We start from the raw sequence: 16,779 nt of genomic DNA on the forward strand, positions 1-16,779 counted from the left end.
TCCGAAAGCCCTGATCCCATGCTGTCTTTCATCCTGCGTCGCATTCTGATTGCGATCCCGACGATCCTGCTGATCTCGATCTTCGTGTTCAGCCTGCAAAAACTGCTGCCCGGCGATCCGGTCCTTGCAATGGCAGGTGAGGAGCGTGATCCCGAAGTGCTGGAGTTCCTGCGCGAGAAATATCGCCTGAACGATCCGATCCCGGTGCAATACCTGACATGGGTCGGCAATGCGCTGCAGGGCGATCTGGGGATTTCGCTGCGGACCAATCAGCCGGTGACCGAGCTGATCGCCGAAAAGCTGCCGGTGACGATACAACTGGCTGTCATGGCGATCCTGTTTGCGCTGGTGATCGGGATACCGGCGGGCATCTTGTCGGCGGTCAAGAAAGGCACGGTCACAGATTACGTGGCCAATATCGTGGCGCTGTCCGGGCTGTCGATTCCGAATTTCTGGCTGGGGATCATGCTGATCCTGCTGGTGTCGGTGAAACTCGATCTGCTGCCGGCCTCGGGCTATGTCCCGCTGTCAGAGGATCCGGTGAAATCGATCACCACCATGCTGATGCCCGCCTTTGTGCTGGGCACCGCGCTGGCCGCGACACTGATGCGGCATACGCGGTCGGCGATGCTGGGCGTGCTGAAATCCGATTATGTGCGCACGGCCCGTGCCAAAGGTCTATATGAACGCCGCGTGGTGCTGAAACACGCTTTTCGAAATGCGTTGACCCCGATTGTCACGCTGACCGCGCTGCTGTTCGGAGAACTGATCGCAGGCGCCGTCCTGACCGAGCAGATTTTCACCATCCCCGGCTTTGGCAAGATGGTCGTGGATGCGGTGTTCAACCGTGACTATGCCGTGGTGCAGGGCATCGTTCTGGTCACGGCCGTGGGGTTCATCGTAATGAACCTGCTGGCGGATGTGGCCTATGTGCTGCTGAACCCCCGTCTGAGGACTGCCTGATATGGCTTTGGCTGATCCCATCCTCGCGCGGCGTCCCGAAAACCGGGTCTGGAAGAAATTCCGCACCCACAAAAGCGCCATGCTGGGCGGTTTTCTGGTCACGTTCTTCGTGCTGATCGCCCTTCTGGCCCCGATCCTACCAGTGCCCGATCCGGCAGCCACCGACTGGGGCGCGGTGCGCAAACCACCGACCGCCGCGCATCCGTTTGGCACGGATGAGATCGGGCGGGATGTGCTGTCGCGCATGATCTGGGGGGCGCAGGCATCCTTGCTGGCGGGCGTGGTGTCGGTTGGAATTGCCGTCCTGCTGGGTGTTCCGCTGGGCATCATTGCAGGCTATTTCGGCGGCTGGATCGACGCCATCATCTCACGCTGTACCGAGGCGCTGCTGGCCGCGCCGTTCCTGATCCTCGCCATCGCTCTGGCGGCGTTTCTGGGCCCGTCGCTGACCAATGCGATGATCGCGATTGGCCTTTCGGCGACACCGATCTTCATCCGCCTCACACGAGGGCAAGTTTTATCGGTGCGGGCCGAAGACTATGTGACATCGGCACGTGCCATCGGCTTGCCAACCTCGAAAATCCTCAGCCGATATATCTTCCCTAATGTGCTGCCGCCCGTTTTGGTGCAGGCGACTCTGACCATCGCCACCGCCATCATTGCCGAGGCGTCGCTGTCCTTTCTCGGCCTTGGCCAACAACCACCTGCGCCAAGTTGGGGATCGATGCTGAACACCGCCAAGAACTTCCTCAACCAGGCCCCGTGGATGGCCATGTGGCCGGGCATCGCGATCTTCCTCGTGGTGCTGGGGTTCAACCTTTTGGGCGACGGGCTGCGCGATGCGCTGGACCCGCGCGAACATTGATTTCGGAGATCTACTATGACTGAATTCACCACCCGACCCGAGATCCGAGGCACCTTTGGCGTCGTCACCTCGACCCACTGGATCGCCTCGGCTGTGGGGTTCGGTATTCTGGAAAAGGGCGGCAACGCGTTTGACGCCGCCGTGGCCACCGCGATGACCCTGCAAGTGGTCGAGCCGCATCTGAACGGCCCCGCAGGCGACATGCCGGCCATTTTCCACTCGGCCAAGACCGGCAAAACGCAGGTGCTATGCGCCCAAGGCCCCGCACCCGCAGCGGCAACGATTGAGCATTACAACGGTTTGGGCCTGAACCTGATCCCCGGTTCGGGCTTGTTGGCAACGGTGATCCCCGGAGCCTTCGACGGCTGGATGCTGATGCTGCGCGATCACGGGCAACTGCCGCTGCGCGAAGTGATGGAGCCTGGCATCGCCTATGCCCGCGACGGGCACCCGGTTCTGCCGCGCGTGGCACACACGATCGACGGTCTGTCTGACTTCTTTGAGGACGAATGGCCCTCATCAGCCGAAACATGGATGCCGGATGGCAAAGCGCCAGAGCCGAATAGCAACTTTGCCAACCCCGCACTGGCTGCGACCTATGAGCGGCTTGTGACAGATGCCGAAGCCGCCCATGAGGATCGCGCAGATCAGATCGACGCCGCCCGCCGGGCGTGGCGCGAAGGGTTCGTGGCTGACCGCATCTTTGACTATCTGTCCGACGCCAAGGTCATGGATGTCTCAGGCCAGCGGAACGCCGGTGTCATGACGCGCGCGGATATGGCCGATTGGCAGGCGACCTATGAGGACACGCTGACCTATGACTATCACGGCTGGACCGTCCACAAGACCCACGCCTGGAGCCAGGGTCCGGTTCTGTTGCAGGCGCTGGCGATCCTGAAAGGGGTCGATCTGGGCGCGATGGACCCCAATGGGGCCGAGTTCGTACATACTGTGATCGAGGCGATGAAGCTCGCGTATGCGGATCGTGAGGCCTATTACGGCGATCCCGATCACAGCGACATTCCGATGGACTACCTGCTGAGCGACGCCTATGCCGCCGAACGGCGCGCACTGATCACTGCGGATGCCTCGCAGGATCAACGCCCGGGCCGGGTGCCGGGATATGAACATCTGGCCGACGCCTATATCGCCCGTGCGGCGCGCGATTTCTCGGCCAGAACCGGAGCCAGCGCGGGTGAGCCAACCATGTCGCACCTGTCCGAGAAACGCGGCGACACCGTGCATCTGGACGTGATCGACCGTTGGGGCAACATGGTTGCCGCGACACCCTCGGGCGGGTGGCTGCAAAGCTCGCCGGTCATTCCGGGGCTGGGCTTTCCGCTGAATAGCCGAGCGCAGATGTTCTGGTTGGAGCCGGGCTTGCCAACTTCGTTAGCACCGGGGCGCAGGCCGCGCACGACGCTGACGCCCAGTTTGGCGGAAAAGGACGGGGTACAGTTGGTCTTTGGTACACCCGGCGGCGATCAGCAGGATCAGTGGCAGCTGATCTGGTTCCTGCGCTTTGTGCATTTCGGACTAGGTTTGCAGGAATGCATGGACGCGCCGCTGTTTCATTCGATGCATTTTCAGGGCTCGTTCTATCCCCGCGCAGCTGCCCCCGGTGAGATGATGATCGAAGCGAGCTTTGGCGAAACCGTGATCGAAGATTTGCGCGCGCGTGGCCACAAAGTCACCGTGGCCGAGCCTTGGACGGTTGGCCGCCTGACCGCCGCCTTGCGCGAAACGGACGGAACCCTGCGCGCGGCGGCGACGCCGCGATTGATGCAGGCTTATGCGGTGGGGCGGTGACATGACCTATTCCCTGATTGCAAAAGACCCCGAAACCGGTGCTATCGGCCTGATCGTGGCCAGCCGTTTCTTTGCTTGCGGGGCGCGGGTGCCCTGTGTCGGCGCGCGCAGTGCGATTGCGTCTCAGGCGTTTTCAAACCCGGTTTGGGGGACCGAAGGGTTGAAGCGTCTGGAGGCAGGCGAAGCAGCCCAGGATGTTCTCGATGACCTTGTGCAGCGTGATGAGGGGCGCGCCGCACGCCAGGCGCATCTGATGGACAGCCAAGGGCGCTTCGCCGCCTTTACCGGCGAGGATTGCATCGACTGGGCCGGGCATCGGGTCGGCGATGAACACTCGGTTGCGGGCAATATGCTAGCGGGGCCGGACGTGGTGGATGCCACCTTTGAAACCTATGCCGCCGAGACCGCGCTGCCCTTTCCCGAACGCCTGATGACCGCGATGGAGGCGGGCGAGCGTGCAGGTGGAGACAAACGCGGCAAACAGGCCGCTGGTCTGGTCATCCATCAGGGCCAGTCGCATGCGTGGCTGGACATGCGCAGCGACGATCACGCCGATCCGTTGGCCGAGCTTCGGCGGCTCTATGACGTGGCGGGGGAACGGTATCTGCATTTCGTCGAGGCGATGCCCAGCGAGCAGAATTTTTCAGGCAACCCCGACCGGAGCGCACTGGATGCCGCGATTGCGGCGGCTGAGGCCAAACGAAAGGCCGAGGGGCGGGTCAGCCGCTCGCTGGCCAGTGATCCCGCGTGATGCATGGGCGGGATTGAGCTTTCAACCCTAGCGACCCTGATCGCCATTGCTGGTGCCGCCGGTGTATTCGGCGGCATTCTGGCCGGTCTGCTGGGGGTTGGCGGCGGCATCGTCATCGTCCCGGCGCTGTACTTCGCCCTGTCTCTGACCGGCAGCGATCCGGCGCTGACCATGCAGGTCGCAGTTGGGACCTCTCTGGCCACGATCGTGTTCACCTCGCTGTCCTCCAGCTGGGGGCACTACAAGCGTGGGGCGCTGGATATGGCACTGCTCAAACGCTGGGCTCCGGCCATACTGGTTGGCGTCGTTATCGGCGGCATATTAGGTGGTGTGGTCAGCGGCTATATTCTGGTTGCGGTCTTCGCCACGGTTGCTGCGCTGGTGGCGCTGGACATGATCTTTCGCAAACCCGGCAATGCCGACAAGCCGCGCAACTTTTCGCCCCGCGTCTGGGCTGCAACCGGCGTGTTTGCCGGGGCGATATCGGCGATGATGGGCATCGGCGGTGGCACGGTTTGTGTGCCGGTTCTGAACTTTCTGGGCTATGACATACGCCGCGCGGTGGGAACCTCGGCCGCTATCGGGTTTGTCATCGGCCTGCCGGGCGCGCTGATCTATGCAGCGACGGGGCTAGGGCAAACTGGCCTGCCGCCTTTCTCGGTAGGTTACGTGAATCTGATCGCGGCGGCACTGATCATTCCGCTGACCACCAGCTTTGCCCATGTGGGGGTTCGCATTGCTCATACGATCTCGCAACGTGCATTGCGCCTTGCGTTTGGTGGGTTCCTGATGCTTACGTCGCTGCGCATGTTTTACGATCTGATCGGAGCGTTCTGACCTTGGAGACCTGCCCTACAGATACCGAGCTGACAGCGGCCCTGCGTCAGGGGATCGACACTGGTGATTTCGTGAAGAACGGCAAACTGCTGCCTGAACGTGCGCTGGCCGAAGCGCTGGCCGTGACCCGCGCCCGCATGCGCCGGATTTTGGACCAGCTCGAGGAAGACGGAACCGTGTTTCGCAGACACGGGCAGGGCACCTTTGTGTCGCCACCGCCTGCTGTGGGTGCCAGCCCGTTCCGTGCCGTTGCGGCCAAGGTGATGCCGCGCGATGTCATGGAGGTGCGGTTAGAGATTGAACCCGCTTTGGCGGCTTTGGCCGCGCAGCGTGCGACGACCAGAGAATTGCGCACGCTTGAACAGCTAATGCGCGCCACACTTGATGCGGCAGACACGCAGGCCTATGGCGTTGCGGACGATGTGTTCCACTACAAGATCGCCGAATTGGCCCATAACCCGCTGTTCCTGACGGTGTATGATTCAATCCGAGCCGTGCGCAAGCAATCGGCCTGGACCCAACAGCGTGAAACACACTATTCGCCGGCGACTCTGGTGCGTCTGGGCGAGCAGCATGAACAGTTGTTCAGCACAATCTCTGCACGCGATAGTCAGGCGGCTGCTGAGGTCATGCAAACACATTTGTTATCGGTTTCGAATGCGATGCTGCGGGATCGGACCTATGGTCACGCCGCCAGCCTGACCGAAGGGTAAGTCGCCCCGTTAAAACGTTTTGAAGCAGGTTTGAGAGACGAAAATGCCCCCTCTTTTCAGCAGTTTCCACCTTCGGGATGTGACGTTCAAAAACCGCATCGCCGTCTCACCCATGAGCCAGTACCGCGCAAAGGAAGGCCAAGCTAATGACTGGCACCTTGCGCATTTGGGGCGGTTCGCAATGGGTGGGGCCGCACTGGTCTATGCCGAGGCCACTGCCGTCACCCGCGACGGTCGCCGTACCCCTGGCGATCTAGGTCTGTGGGATGACCGCCAGATCGACCCGCTGGCGCGCATCAGCGCTTTTATCGAACAGGAAGGCGCAGTTCCCGGTATTCAACTCAGCCATGCGGGCCGTAAAGCTTCTGAGCGGCGCCCATGGCACGGGGAAACCCCACTGGATGAGGTCGATGCCCGCGAACGCAACGAAGAAGCGTGGCACGCCATCGCTCCCTCGGCGTTGCCCTACGCCGATGGTTGGCCCACCCCGCGCGAGATGACCGAAGAGGATATCGAATCCGTCATTGATGCCTTCGGTGCCGCCGCGGCACGCGCGCACCGCGCGGGGTTCAAAGTGATCGAAATCTATGCCGCTCATGGTTTTCTGGTGCACCAGTTTCTATCGCCCATCACCAATCAAAGGCAGGACAGATGGGGTGGCAGTGCAGCAAATCGGACGCGTTTCGCCGTCGAGGTCGCGCGTGCGATCCGCCGGAATTGGCCCGAAGACTTGCCGCTCGCCTTTAGACTATCCGCAACCGATTGGCTTGACGCAGGTCTGACCGTCGACGACACGGGCGAAATCGCCAAGGCGCTAAAAGGGGCGGGTGTGGATATGGTCGATTGCAGTTCGGGCGGGATCGGGGGCAAGGAACGCCCACAGAAAATGACCATCTCGCAGGGATTCCAAGTCCCCTTTGCTGCGCAGGTACGGGCCCAGTCGGACATGCCAACTATGGCAGTTGGGTTCCTTTGGGACGCAAGTCTGTGCAATGCGGTGATCGAAAATGGGGATGCAGATATGGTCGCTCTTGCGCGGGAATTGCTGGATGATCCCAACTGGCCTTTGCACGCTGCAGCGTATCTGGGTGAAGGTGCCGATCACGCGCTTTGGCCGATCGAAGCAGGTTGGTGGTTAATGAAACGTGACCGGTTACTGTCCAAACTCGGGTTGCGTTCGGATTGATACTCGGCGCGGCACCCGGCCGTCACTCAAAAGGAAGCTAATATGGCGACCCTCTATCACGCTCCACTCACATGTTCGCTCGCCGCCCGTTTCGCAGCGGCTGAGGGAGAGGTCGATCTGGATCTTGTGCTGGTAAATCTGGCGACCCGCAAAACAGAGTCAGGAGGATCGCTCTACGATATCAACCCTCTGGGTCAGGTCGCGGTTATGGATGCTGATGACGGAGCGAGGCTGGCCGAGACCTCAACCGTTCTGACCTGGATTCAAACGCACTCGCTTGTAGATGGCTTTCGGATTACACCCACTGATCCAAAATACTTTCAGATGCTGCGCTGGTTGGCTTTCTGCGCCACCGAACTGCACAAAGGTCTGTTTCGCGTCGTTTTTTATCAGGAGGCGACAGATGAGGTGAAACAACGTGTTCGAGGTTTGATGCCCTCACGTTTCCAATTGCTCGATACACACCTAAAGGATCGGGAATACCTGCTCGGGGATAGTTTTTCAGCCGCTGACGCCTATCTGGCGTGGTTCTTCGTCCTGTCAGGATATGCAAAGGTCGATCATGCAGATTTCCCGCAACTTGAGGCCTACCGCCAACGTGTCTTGAGCCGCAAGTCGATTGCTACGTTGATTGAGGATGACATGAGGCTGGATCGAGAGCTGCGGCAGAATTTATTTGGGTAAGACGGAAACAACCCGCGCCCTCCTTGTCTTCGATAGACAAGGAAGGCGCGGGCAAGCAGCTCAAGTTATTACGTTTTTTGCTTAGCCCTGCGACTCTGCTTGCAGGTAGGCGATGACATTGGTGATATCTTCGTCTTTTTTCAGGCCCGGGAACTGCATTTTGTTACCAGGAACTGTGCCTTTGGGGTCGGCCAAAAAGCTTGTCAGCGTTTCCGCATCCCAAACAACTTCGGAGCCTTTCAGTGCGTCAGAATATTTGAAACCATCGACCTGACCGGCGGAAGCGCCGACAATACCGAACAGCGACGGGCCTACTCCGTTGCGCCCTTCTTTCGTTTGATGGCAGGCTTTGCATTTACGATAGACTTTTTTACCGGCTTTGATGTCGCCATCTACGGCCGCAAGGGTAACGGTGGCGGCGGCAGGCGCAGCCTCGGCTTTTTTGTCGTCCAGGTTAAAGAACAGACGCGCGGTGATCGGAACAGTGCGCGTGATTCCAGGAAGGCTGGCCAGTTCCATCAGTTTATCGACGCCTGCGTTCACGCCCGCGTCTTCTGTGCTCAGAAAGACCATGTCGTTTGTCGATACCATTACAGAGGTTTCGGACACACGTACGACGAACATTTCGACGTCGAACTCAACATCTGTTCCCGCCAATGAAAGGACAGATTCGGCATCGACGACTGTGGTCTGCCCAACAGCAAGCCCCGAGACCTCTTCCATGTCAAATTCCGCAGTCAGTGCGGCGGTGCCGACGTTGCGGAATACATGCTCAATCATCCGTTCGTTGCGGATATCGATATTCGTCTCGACCGAAGAAAGGTCGATTTCGATTTCTGCCTTACCGTCTGGGCCCACATGTCCAGACAGGTTTGTGAAGGAGTTCACCTCACCCACGGTGTCTTTTTTGATCGTGCCGTACGCGAGATGTGAGTTCTCGGCTGACAGGGTCCAGCTTTCCGCCAAAACCGGGGTTGCAACAATTGCCGACGCAAACGTGACTGCTTTCAACAGAAGTTTCATTTCTTTCCTCCACAGGTTATGTCAGTCCTGACCCTGCGGGCCCGGTCCGTGCATTACAAACACACACAGGTCGCGATTTATTCGATGGGTGTCGAAATTAGTTCCGAATTTGCCGTACGCGGCGCGATCCAGACGCACTCTAAACGCGTCTGGCGGTTTGGGTTGGCTTTGTCTGGCGCCTCGGACGTGGCCGACGATTTGCTGCAATCAACCTGCCTGCGCGCCTTAGAGCGTCACCATCAGGTGACATCTCATGATCGATTGGACAGTTGGCTGATGACGATCTGCCGTTCGATCTGGTTGAATGAAGTGCGCGCGCGCTCTGTTCGTAAGGCACAAGCGCTGTCTGTAACACCCGAAGCGGAATTAATTTCGTCTGAACCTGACTCAGAAACGAATATTTTCGCCACTGAGGTGTTTAAACAAGTAATGCAGCTGCCAGAAGCGCAGCGGGAGACGGTGATGCTTGTGTTCGTTGAGGGCTATAGCTACCGAGAAGCCGCTGCGTTGCTGGAGGTGCCAATAGGAACTATCATGAGCCGGTTGTCCAACGCCCGGCAGAAATTGAAAACCGTGATGCAGCACGATGCGGCAGACGCCGTTTGACGGAGTGGCAAATGAAGTTTTCCGATGACACGCTAAAGGCGTATCTGGAAGGCAACGTGGATGAAGATCAGGCAATCGCGATTGAGTCCGCGATTGAGACCGACCCCACGCTTGAAACGCGCCTTATGGCGCTGGACCCGATTGCACCGGTGGTGCAGGCGGTCTTTGAAACTGTACCCGCCGAAGCCCCCATTGTGGAGCTTCCGGAACCTCAGGCGTCCGAGCCTGTGCGACCTGCCAATGTTAATGGGCCGTGGCGTCTGATGGCTGTTGCTGCTTCTGTTGCTGTCATTGCGGTGTCGGCAACGGTTTGGGCAACCCGGCCGGAGCCATTGGGTTGGGCAGAGCAGGCCGCGATTTACCAGTCACTCTATGTGCCTGATACGATCGCCTCTCTGGACAATTCGGAACAAGCCTTGGATGCGCAGTTTGCACAAGCCGAAGCACAGCTTGGCCGATCGTTGAACCGCGAAACGCTCGAGGCGTTGCCGGGGATGGAGCTTAAACGCGCCCAAGTGCTGTCGTTCAATGGCAAGCCCCTGATTCAGGTTGTATTTGCTGATGAAGAAGGCCAGCCATTTGCGTTTTGTATCATCCGCCAAGGTGCAGGTGCGCCGGGTAAGGACGTTAACCTGGCAACGCTGAGTGGTTTGGCGACGGCGACTTGGTCGCAGGGTGGGTATGGCTACATGCTGATCGGCAGTGATGAAGGTACTGAACTGGATGGCCAACTGGACATCCTGACCTCAACCTTTGCAAGCTGATTGGTCTTCGTTCGCGAAACGCCTTGTGAACTGACCGAAATACCAGAAGTATAGCGGGCATGACGTCGAAACCTGTCATGCCCAAACCTGATGAGGACGAGGACCCCCTCGGGCCTCCCAGCATTTATGACTCAGGTGGTCCCGAGGATGAGGACCTTTGGTTCCTGCCTCCTGACGAAGAGGTCGAGGAAGATTACCTGCTGCCGGGACCTAAATCGGACCGGCGCTTATTGTTCGACCCGCGTGACTGGCGTGCTGCTCAGGCTGAACTGTCACTGGAATTGGCGGATCTTGCGGCGACTTTCGGCGCGTTAGATGAACGCCTGCGTGCCGGACCAAAGGGTTGGACGCATCGTCTTGCCTTGATGGAAGTCTCCGATTTGGGTTGGTGGACTGGCGATCGTATTGGTGTGGATCGCCTGGCTTTGTGGACGGGGCTACGCATTGGAGCGACTGGGGATGATGTACAAGCTCTGTTCCGGGCTGGTTGGGCAGTGCGCCGGTTGATTTCCGGCGCCGGTCCGTCCGAAGGTGGTTGGGGTGCTGGTCTGACGGCATTTCTGGATCGCTTGGCACAGGGGATTGACGAAGTTCCTGAGGCCGTGGCGGATCTGGCCGAAGTAATGGAGAACGGGCAAGGGCTGCACCCTGTGACGCAGGCCGCGGTTGGGTTTCATGCATGGCGCGCACTGTCTGAGGGAATCGCTCAGGACACAGAAGCCGCGATCATTGCGGCCCGGCACGCTGCGGCCATGGGGCGGGGTGGGGCGCGATTCATGCCAATCGCCCTTTCAGGCCCCGGAGCGCTGCGTGGCGTGGGATCGACCGAGGAAAAACTTAGCGCATGGATTACGGGGGCAGGGCAGGCGGCCCTCGCTGCCTTGCTACATCTGGATCGGGTCAGTGCTTGGGAGCGTCGTGCCAGAGAGATAACTGCTGACCTGAGCGGCCGCACACCACCTCAGCTTATTGATGTTATGACGGCTTGGCCGATGGTTTCCGCGCCGTTGGCCGAAGAATTGACCCGGGCTTCGCGGGCAGCGGTGCAACGCAATATCGATCTGTTCACCAAGCGGGCGCTGGTTCGAGAGGTGACGGGTCAAGGGCGTTATCGCGTTTGGACCGCAGCGCTGTGATCTAAGATCCAATCACGAAAAGCTCGGGCCGGAGGTCGAAGAGCGGATCGCGCCGGATAAATCAGATGATATGCTTCTTGCCCGGCTACAGAAATCTTGGGAAGGCAGGGAACGAGGCCGGAAAGTGTCATGATACGGTCCGTGGCTGGTGCGCGCGCTAATGCAACACCGCCACCGCTGGCTGCGATTTCGGCGGCCATGATGGAATTGTCAGCAAAGAAAAACCGCGCCTGTCCTGCGGGAAGGCGAAGTTTTTCAAAAAGCTGTAGCCAACTGGCCCGATGGGTTGAAACCTCGATCAAAGTGAATTGAAACAGGTCCTGCGGGTTGTTTATCTGAACAGCGATTTGCGGAGGTGCGACTGGATACAATCGCTCGCGCAGCAACTCGTCGCCTTCTGATCCGAAAAGCGATGGGTTTCCGAATACAATTTGCAGGTCAGTGAACCTGTTTGTGAAGTCCGAAGCGATATTGCCTGTGCTCAGGGACAAATTGATCGCTGGATGGGACCGCTGAAACTCCGGTAATCCCGACGCCAGTATGCCATGGGCAAATAACAGAACCGATTGAACATAGAGGCGCTGTTCGCGGGTCTCTCCAAAAAGTCCGGTCGTTGCGGTTTCCAGCATCAACAATGATTGCTGCACAGAGGGCAAATATGCCCGGCCTGCTTCGGTCAGTGTGACAGAGTGTGCATGCCGGTGAAACAAGGGCGTACCCAGGCGATCCTCCAGCGCTTTGACCTGCTGACTTACGGCCGCTGGGGACATGTTCAATTGAGCAGAGGCCCGGGCAAAACTTTCGGTGCGGGCCGCTGCCTCAAAAACGCGTAACCAATTGAGGGACGGGATACGGGACGACATGTGAGACAGGCTAAGCTGAACTTATGCTGACGGGCAAGACTCAACGCTCTGGGATTCTGGCCGGTGGGTTTAGCCTGTCGGAACATGCTTGAGGAGGAGCGCGCATGTCCAGACAATTGGCACACCAACTAACGTCAGATCAGGCCGAACAGTATTGGGAGGACGGTTATCTGTTCCCACTGTCGGTTTTTTCCGCACAGGAAGCCGCAGACATTCGTGCGGAGTTCGAGCAAATAGAACGGGACTGGCAAGCGGCTGATTTGCCGTTGCCGCTAAACACTTACAAACGCGTAAACGCTCACCTTGTAATGCCATTGGCGGTCCGAGTTGCCACGGACCCTCGTGTTCTGGACGTCGTCGAGGGTGTTTTGGGTCCTGATATCATGGTTTGGTCGGCCGAGTTTTTTGTGAAAGAGCCACATACCCGGCATAAAGTAGGAATGCACCAGGACCTGACCTATTGGGGGATGGGCGAGACGCCGGATCAGGTAACGGCATGGATCGCGCTGTCGCCGGCAACCTGCGCGAGCGGGTGTATGGATTTTGTACGTGGAAGCCACAAAAATCCTATCCTTCCGCATAATGACACCTACTCGGAAACCAATCTGCTGTCGCGGGGTCAAGAGATCGCCGTGGAGGTTTCGGAAGACGAAAAAACACATATCGAACTGGCCCCGGGCCAGATGTCTTTGCACCATGGTCTGACCATCCATGGATCGGGTCCAAACCAGTCAGATGATCGTAGAATCGGGCTGGCTATTCGATACCTGAACCCAAACGCTAAGCAACTTGTCGCTGAGCGCGACTATGCTTTATTGGCGCGCGGACAGGACCAACAAAGCAACTTCATTTCGGTGCCAGCACCCAGTTCGTTGTTTTCCAGCGAAGCCTTGGCTTTGTACGAACAGGTCCGCCGCGACCAGAGCAAAGCCTTGGCCAAAGGTGCCGACGATACTGTCCCGCTATATGCGAATTCCTGATCAGGGCTCAGCGACCAACACCGATATATGTTTCGAATCCGGATTTGAGCGCGACCGAATTCGAGTAGATGTTGCGCAGGTCGACCATCCGAGCGGATTTCATCGACTGCGCCATCTGCGTCAGGTTAAGCGCACGGAATTCGTTCCATTCCGTTAGCAGGACGACTGCATCCGCGCCTTTGGTCGCGGTATATGGGTCATCACACCAAACTACTCCGGGCAATAGGGCTTCGCCCTCTGCTTTACCCTGTGGATCAACAACTTTGACGGTTGCTCCGCCGCCGATCAGGGCTGGAACGATTGTAAGAGAAGGCGCATCCCGCATGTCATCAGTGTTCGGTTTGAACGTGACCCCAAGAATTGCCACCGTCTTGCCGTTGAAACTGTCGTCGCAAACCTCGCGTATCTTCTCGATCATGCGAGACTTTACGCCATCATTGACGCGGATGACGGTTTCGGTGATCTGCATGGGGTAGGCATGTTCTTGCCCGATGCGTGCCAAAGCGGCGGTGTCTTTGGGAAAGCAGGACCCCCCGTACCCCGGGCCGGCATGCAGAAATTTATTGCCGATACGACCATCGAGGCCAATCCCCCGAGCGACCTCTTTGACATCGCCGCCAGCTCTTTCGCACAAACCGGCGATCTCGTTTATGAACGTGATTTTTGTCGCAAGGAATGCGTTCGCCGCGTACTTGATCATCTCGGCACTTTCCAAATCGGTCGTCAGGATTGGAAAGTCCCTCAGGTAAAGCGGCCTGTAAATCTCGGCCATCACATCGGCAGCACGGTCGCTTTCAACTCCGACCACGACCCTGTCGGGGCGCATAAAGTCATCAATGGCGGCCCCTTCGCGCAGGAATTCCGGGTTCGAGGCGACATCGAAGTCAGCTTTGGGATTAGCCGCGGTAACGGCTTCATGCACCTTTCGGTTTGTGCCGACAGGTACCGTCGATTTGGTAACGATCACGGTGTAGCCGGTTACCGCCTGAGCGATCTCTTTCGCCGCATCCATGACGTATGTCAGATCGGCATGCCCGTCGCCACGGCGGGTTGGGGTTCCGACGGCGATGAAAACAGCATCCGCCCCGTCTACGGCAGCTGCCAGATCTGTCGTAAAGCTCAGCCGACCCGCTGCAACGTTTTTGGCCATTAGGGCTTCGAGACCCGGTTCATAGATCGGGACGCGTCCGGCTTGCAGCGTGTCGATTTTCTGTGCGGCTTTGTCGACGCAGATCACGTCGTGACCAAAGTCCGAGAAACATACACCCGACACGAGGCCAACATATCCTGTGCCGATCATCGCTATCCGCATATCCCAAAACCTCTCAAAGAACTGGTAACATCTATAGTTCTTACATTCCGCAAACTTCGGCAGGTTTCAATGCCTGTTCCGGGCGCCGGGTTGCAATCCGGGTGTTCTTGCTGTTTCTGAGTGTTCTACCTGCCAGATTTGAGTTTTGTGGAACGCGACAATGACAAAAACTGCACTGATAACCGGCATAACGGGACAAGACGGATCATATCTGGCCGAGTTTCTTTTGGAAAAAGGTTATGAGGTGCATGGGATTAAGCGCCGGGCCTCATCGTTCAATACGCAGCGCATCGACCATATTTATCAGGACCCGCATGAGCCGAACCCCCGTTTGCATCTGCATTACGGCGATCTAAGCGACACATCGAACCTGACAAGAATCATACAAGAGGTTCAACCAGACGAAGTCTATAATCTGGGCGCCCAATCCCATGTTGCGGTCAGTTTTGAATCGCCCGAATACACGGCGGATGTTGATGCAATTGGGACTTTGCGGTTGCTGGAAGCGATCCGATTCCTTGGACTGGAAAAGAAAACGCGGTTCTATCAAGCCTCGACATCCGAACTTTATGGATTGGTTCAAGAGATTCCTCAAAAAGAAACGACTCCGTTTCATCCACGCTCACCATATGCGGTAGCAAAGCTTTATTCTTACTGGATCACTGTGAACTATCGCGAAGCTTACGGAATGTATGCTTGCAACGGGATCCTGTTCAATCACGAAAGCCCCCGGCGGGGTGAGACTTTCGTCACGCGCAAGATCACGCGGGGATTGGCGAATATTGCTCAAGGGCTCGAAGACTGCCTGTACATGGGCAATATCGACAGTTTGCGCGATTGGGGACATGCAAAAGACTATGTAAGGATGCAGTGGTTGATGCTGCAGCAGGATACGCCCGAGGATTTTGTCATTGCGACGGGCGTGCAGTATTCCGTCCGCCAGTTTATCGAATGGTCGGCCGCTGAATTGGGCGTCATGCTTGAATTCTCGGGGCAGGGCGTGGACGAAATCGCGACAGTCAAGTCTGTTGAAGGCAGCAACGCCCCGGCGCTAAAGCCCGGGGATATCGTTATGCGGATTGACCCCCAATATTTTCGACCAGCCGAAGTCGAGACGTTGCTGGGCGATCCGACCAAGGCCAAAACCAAACTGGGTTGGGAGCCTGAGCTGACAGTACAGCAGATGTGCGCCGAAATGGTAATCGAGGATCTGAAAACGGCCAAACGTCATGCGTTGCTGAAAGAGCATGGTTACGATTTGCCAGTGAGTTTGGAAAATGGCTAAACAGCAAGGCGTTCGCAAAATCTACGTGGCCGGACACCGCGGCATGGTCGGCGGGGCGATACTGCGACGCCTGCAGCAACGTCAAAATGCAGGTGAAGCGCTGAAAGTGCTGACGCAGACCCACGCGCAGCTTGATCTGACCGACCAGACCGCCGTTCGCGACTTTATGCAAGCTGAACGCCCCGATGTCGTGATTTTGGCCGCAGCGAAGGTGGGCGGTATTCACGCAAACAACACTTACCCGGCTGATTTCATTTACGAGAACCTGATGATCGAATGCAACGTGATCCATCAGGCCTTTGCTTCTGGCGTTCGGCGGCTGCTGCAATTGGGCAGCTCATGTATTTACCCTCGTGCGGCTGATCAGCCTATGCGCGAGGATGCTCTGCTAACGGGTGTTCTGGAGCCGACAAACGAACCTTACGCGGTGGCAAAGATTGCCGGTATCAAGTTGTGCGAAAGCTACAATCGTCAGCACGGGGTCGATTTTCGCTCGGTAATGCCAACGAACTTGTACGGTCCGGGGGATAATTTTCACCCCGAAAATAGTCACGTCCTACCGGCCCTTATTCGACGGTGTCACGAGGCCAAGCGTGATGGTTTGGACGAGGTGGTCATCTGGGGGACGGGAAAGCCCAGAAGAGAATTTCTCCATGTTGACGACATGGCCGAGGCCTCTCTGTTCGTTCTTGACCTGCCACGGGACGTTTATGAGGCGAATACGCAGCCTATGCTAAGCCACATCAATGTGGGCTGCGGTGAGGATGTCTCGATCGCGGAATTGGCGGAAATGGTCGCACACACGGTCGGGTTTACAGGGCGTGTGACACAGGATGTTAGCAAACCCGATGGTACACTGCGCAAATTGATGGATGTATCGCGCCTTGCAGATATGGGGTGGCGCGCGCGTATCACGTTAGAAGACGGCATCCGCGAAACCTATGCGTGGTTCCTTGCGCAGGCGGATGCCGATATTAGAGCCAAATAACAAATTGGTCTTTA

General features: G+C 57.9%; 17 protein-coding genes. 14 read left to right on the top strand and 3 right to left on the bottom strand.

All coding sequences use genetic code 11. The features are described from left to right. Positions 1-18: 18 nt before the first annotated feature. Genes ACR0DG_RS12185 through ACR0DG_RS12220 form a run of 8 tightly spaced genes read left to right on the top strand, consistent with a single transcriptional unit; the run spans position 19 to position 7,808 of the window. Positions 19-963, top strand: coding sequence for an ABC transporter permease (locus ACR0DG_RS12185; RefSeq protein ID WP_480696980.1), 945 nt, complete (start codon positions 19-21; stop codon positions 961-963). 1 nt (position 964) lies between these two features. Beyond that, complete coding sequence (locus tag ACR0DG_RS12190; RefSeq protein WP_480696978.1) at positions 965-1,828, top strand: ABC transporter permease; 864 nt, start codon at positions 965-967, stop codon at positions 1,826-1,828. Positions 1,829-1,843: 15 nt separating this feature from the next. Next, positions 1,844-3,637 carry a gamma-glutamyltransferase family protein gene (locus ACR0DG_RS12195; RefSeq protein ID WP_480696976.1) on the top strand — a complete coding sequence of 598 codons (1,794 nt, stop codon included), beginning with the start codon at positions 1,844-1,846 and terminating at the stop codon, positions 3,635-3,637. Between the two features lies 1 nt (position 3,638). Then, positions 3,639-4,388, top strand: a complete 750-nt coding sequence (locus ACR0DG_RS12200) for a DUF1028 domain-containing protein (protein ID WP_480696974.1) — start codon at positions 3,639-3,641, stop codon at positions 4,386-4,388. Positions 4,389-4,391: 3 nt separating this feature from the next. Then, on the top strand, positions 4,392-5,225 hold the full coding sequence (locus ACR0DG_RS12205) for a sulfite exporter TauE/SafE family protein (protein WP_480696972.1): 834 nt from the start codon (positions 4,392-4,394) through the stop codon (positions 5,223-5,225). Between the two features lie 2 nt (positions 5,226-5,227). Further along, positions 5,228-5,938, top strand: coding sequence for a FadR/GntR family transcriptional regulator (locus ACR0DG_RS12210; RefSeq protein ID WP_480696970.1), 711 nt, complete (start codon positions 5,228-5,230; stop codon positions 5,936-5,938). Between the two features lie 43 nt (positions 5,939-5,981). Continuing rightward, the gene (locus tag ACR0DG_RS12215; protein WP_480696968.1) at positions 5,982-7,124 is read left to right on the top strand and encodes an NADH:flavin oxidoreductase/NADH oxidase; all 1,143 of its coding nucleotides are present in this window, start codon (positions 5,982-5,984) and stop codon (positions 7,122-7,124) included. A gap of 42 nt (positions 7,125-7,166) precedes the next feature. After that, complete coding sequence (locus ACR0DG_RS12220; RefSeq protein WP_480696966.1) at positions 7,167-7,808, top strand: glutathione binding-like protein; 642 nt, start codon at positions 7,167-7,169, stop codon at positions 7,806-7,808. Positions 7,809-7,889: 81 nt separating this feature from the next. Here the strand turns inward: ACR0DG_RS12220 and ACR0DG_RS12225 are convergent, their stop codons facing one another. Next, the gene (locus ACR0DG_RS12225; RefSeq protein ID WP_480696964.1) at positions 7,890-8,831 is read right to left on the bottom strand and encodes a c-type cytochrome; all 942 of its coding nucleotides are present in this window, start codon (positions 8,829-8,831) and stop codon (positions 7,890-7,892) included. Between the two features lie 18 nt (positions 8,832-8,849). Here ACR0DG_RS12225 and ACR0DG_RS12230 point away from each other — a divergent pair, with 18 nt between their 5' ends. From ACR0DG_RS12230 to ACR0DG_RS12240, 3 genes are read left to right on the top strand one after another with little or no spacing between them, the layout of a single operon-like run. Next, positions 8,850-9,437: an RNA polymerase sigma factor gene (locus ACR0DG_RS12230; RefSeq protein ID WP_480707165.1), complete on the top strand. Its 588-nt coding sequence runs from the start codon at positions 8,850-8,852 to the stop codon at positions 9,435-9,437. A gap of 11 nt (positions 9,438-9,448) precedes the next feature. Next, on the top strand, positions 9,449-10,201 hold the full coding sequence (locus ACR0DG_RS12235; protein WP_480696960.1) for a hypothetical protein: 753 nt from the start codon (positions 9,449-9,451) through the stop codon (positions 10,199-10,201). A gap of 59 nt (positions 10,202-10,260) precedes the next feature. Beyond that, the gene (locus ACR0DG_RS12240) at positions 10,261-11,337 is read left to right on the top strand and encodes a helix-turn-helix domain-containing protein (protein WP_480696958.1); all 1,077 of its coding nucleotides are present in this window, start codon (positions 10,261-10,263) and stop codon (positions 11,335-11,337) included. Here ACR0DG_RS12240 and ACR0DG_RS12245 read toward each other — a convergent pair. Next, positions 11,310-12,200 (bottom strand): LysR family transcriptional regulator, encoded by an 891-nt coding sequence (locus ACR0DG_RS12245; RefSeq protein ID WP_480696957.1) that lies wholly within the window; start codon positions 12,198-12,200, stop codon positions 11,310-11,312. The two genes, ACR0DG_RS12240 and ACR0DG_RS12245, sit on opposite strands and share 28 nt — an antisense overlap. A 104-nt stretch (positions 12,201-12,304) precedes the next feature. Between ACR0DG_RS12245 and ACR0DG_RS12250 the strand changes: the two genes are divergently transcribed. Then, positions 12,305-13,180: a phytanoyl-CoA dioxygenase family protein gene (locus tag ACR0DG_RS12250; RefSeq protein WP_480696955.1), complete on the top strand. Its 876-nt coding sequence runs from the start codon at positions 12,305-12,307 to the stop codon at positions 13,178-13,180. Positions 13,181-13,187: 7 nt separating this feature from the next. Here the strand turns inward: ACR0DG_RS12250 and ACR0DG_RS12255 are convergent, their stop codons facing one another. After that, positions 13,188-14,492 (bottom strand): UDP-glucose dehydrogenase family protein, encoded by a 1,305-nt coding sequence (locus ACR0DG_RS12255; RefSeq protein WP_480696953.1) that lies wholly within the window; start codon positions 14,490-14,492, stop codon positions 13,188-13,190. Between the two features lie 160 nt (positions 14,493-14,652). On the opposite strand from ACR0DG_RS12255, the gene gmd reads away from it, so the two are divergent. Both gmd and fcl read left to right on the top strand, forming a co-directional pair. Then, positions 14,653-15,777 (top strand): GDP-mannose 4,6-dehydratase, encoded by a 1,125-nt coding sequence (gmd, locus tag ACR0DG_RS12260; protein ID WP_480696951.1) that lies wholly within the window; start codon positions 14,653-14,655, stop codon positions 15,775-15,777. Next, positions 15,770-16,765, top strand: coding sequence for a GDP-L-fucose synthase (gene fcl / locus ACR0DG_RS12265; protein ID WP_480696949.1), 996 nt, complete (start codon positions 15,770-15,772; stop codon positions 16,763-16,765). Before gmd ends, fcl begins: the two co-directional genes overlap by 8 nt. Positions 16,766-16,779 lie beyond the last annotated feature (14 nt).

Source organism: Ruegeria sp. BG8 (assembly GCF_056538325.1).

What these genes read in the sequence shown, in the direction of transcription:
- ACR0DG_RS12195 (WP_480696976.1), top strand. Translation starts at nt 1,844, where the DNA reads ATGACTGAATTCACCACCCGACCCGAGATCCGAGGCACCTTTGGCGTC.
- ACR0DG_RS12235 (WP_480696960.1), top strand. Translation starts at nt 9,449, where the DNA reads ATGAAGTTTTCCGATGACACGCTAAAGGCGTATCTGGAAGGCAACGTG.
- ACR0DG_RS12255 (WP_480696953.1), bottom strand. Translation starts at nt 14,492, where the DNA reads ATGCGGATAGCGATGATCGGCACAGGATATGTTGGCCTCGTGTCGGGT.
- ACR0DG_RS12220 (WP_480696966.1), top strand. Translation starts at nt 7,167, where the DNA reads ATGGCGACCCTCTATCACGCTCCACTCACATGTTCGCTCGCCGCCCGT.
- ACR0DG_RS12225 (WP_480696964.1), bottom strand. Translation starts at nt 8,831, where the DNA reads ATGAAACTTCTGTTGAAAGCAGTCACGTTTGCGTCGGCAATTGTTGCA.
- ACR0DG_RS12200 (WP_480696974.1), top strand. Translation starts at nt 3,639, where the DNA reads ATGACCTATTCCCTGATTGCAAAAGACCCCGAAACCGGTGCTATCGGC.
- ACR0DG_RS12245 (WP_480696957.1), bottom strand. Translation starts at nt 12,200, where the DNA reads ATGTCGTCCCGTATCCCGTCCCTCAATTGGTTACGCGTTTTTGAGGCA.
- ACR0DG_RS12240 (WP_480696958.1), top strand. Translation starts at nt 10,261, where the DNA reads ATGACGTCGAAACCTGTCATGCCCAAACCTGATGAGGACGAGGACCCC.
- ACR0DG_RS12230 (WP_480707165.1), top strand. Translation starts at nt 8,850, where the DNA reads ATGTCAGTCCTGACCCTGCGGGCCCGGTCCGTGCATTACAAACACACA.
- ACR0DG_RS12190 (WP_480696978.1), top strand. Translation starts at nt 965, where the DNA reads ATGGCTTTGGCTGATCCCATCCTCGCGCGGCGTCCCGAAAACCGGGTC.
- ACR0DG_RS12205 (WP_480696972.1), top strand. Translation starts at nt 4,392, where the DNA reads ATGGGCGGGATTGAGCTTTCAACCCTAGCGACCCTGATCGCCATTGCT.
- fcl (WP_480696949.1), top strand. Translation starts at nt 15,770, where the DNA reads ATGGCTAAACAGCAAGGCGTTCGCAAAATCTACGTGGCCGGACACCGC.
- ACR0DG_RS12185 (WP_480696980.1), top strand. Translation starts at nt 19, where the DNA reads ATGCTGTCTTTCATCCTGCGTCGCATTCTGATTGCGATCCCGACGATC.
- ACR0DG_RS12250 (WP_480696955.1), top strand. Translation starts at nt 12,305, where the DNA reads ATGTCCAGACAATTGGCACACCAACTAACGTCAGATCAGGCCGAACAG.
- ACR0DG_RS12215 (WP_480696968.1), top strand. Translation starts at nt 5,982, where the DNA reads ATGCCCCCTCTTTTCAGCAGTTTCCACCTTCGGGATGTGACGTTCAAA.
- gmd (WP_480696951.1), top strand. Translation starts at nt 14,653, where the DNA reads ATGACAAAAACTGCACTGATAACCGGCATAACGGGACAAGACGGATCA.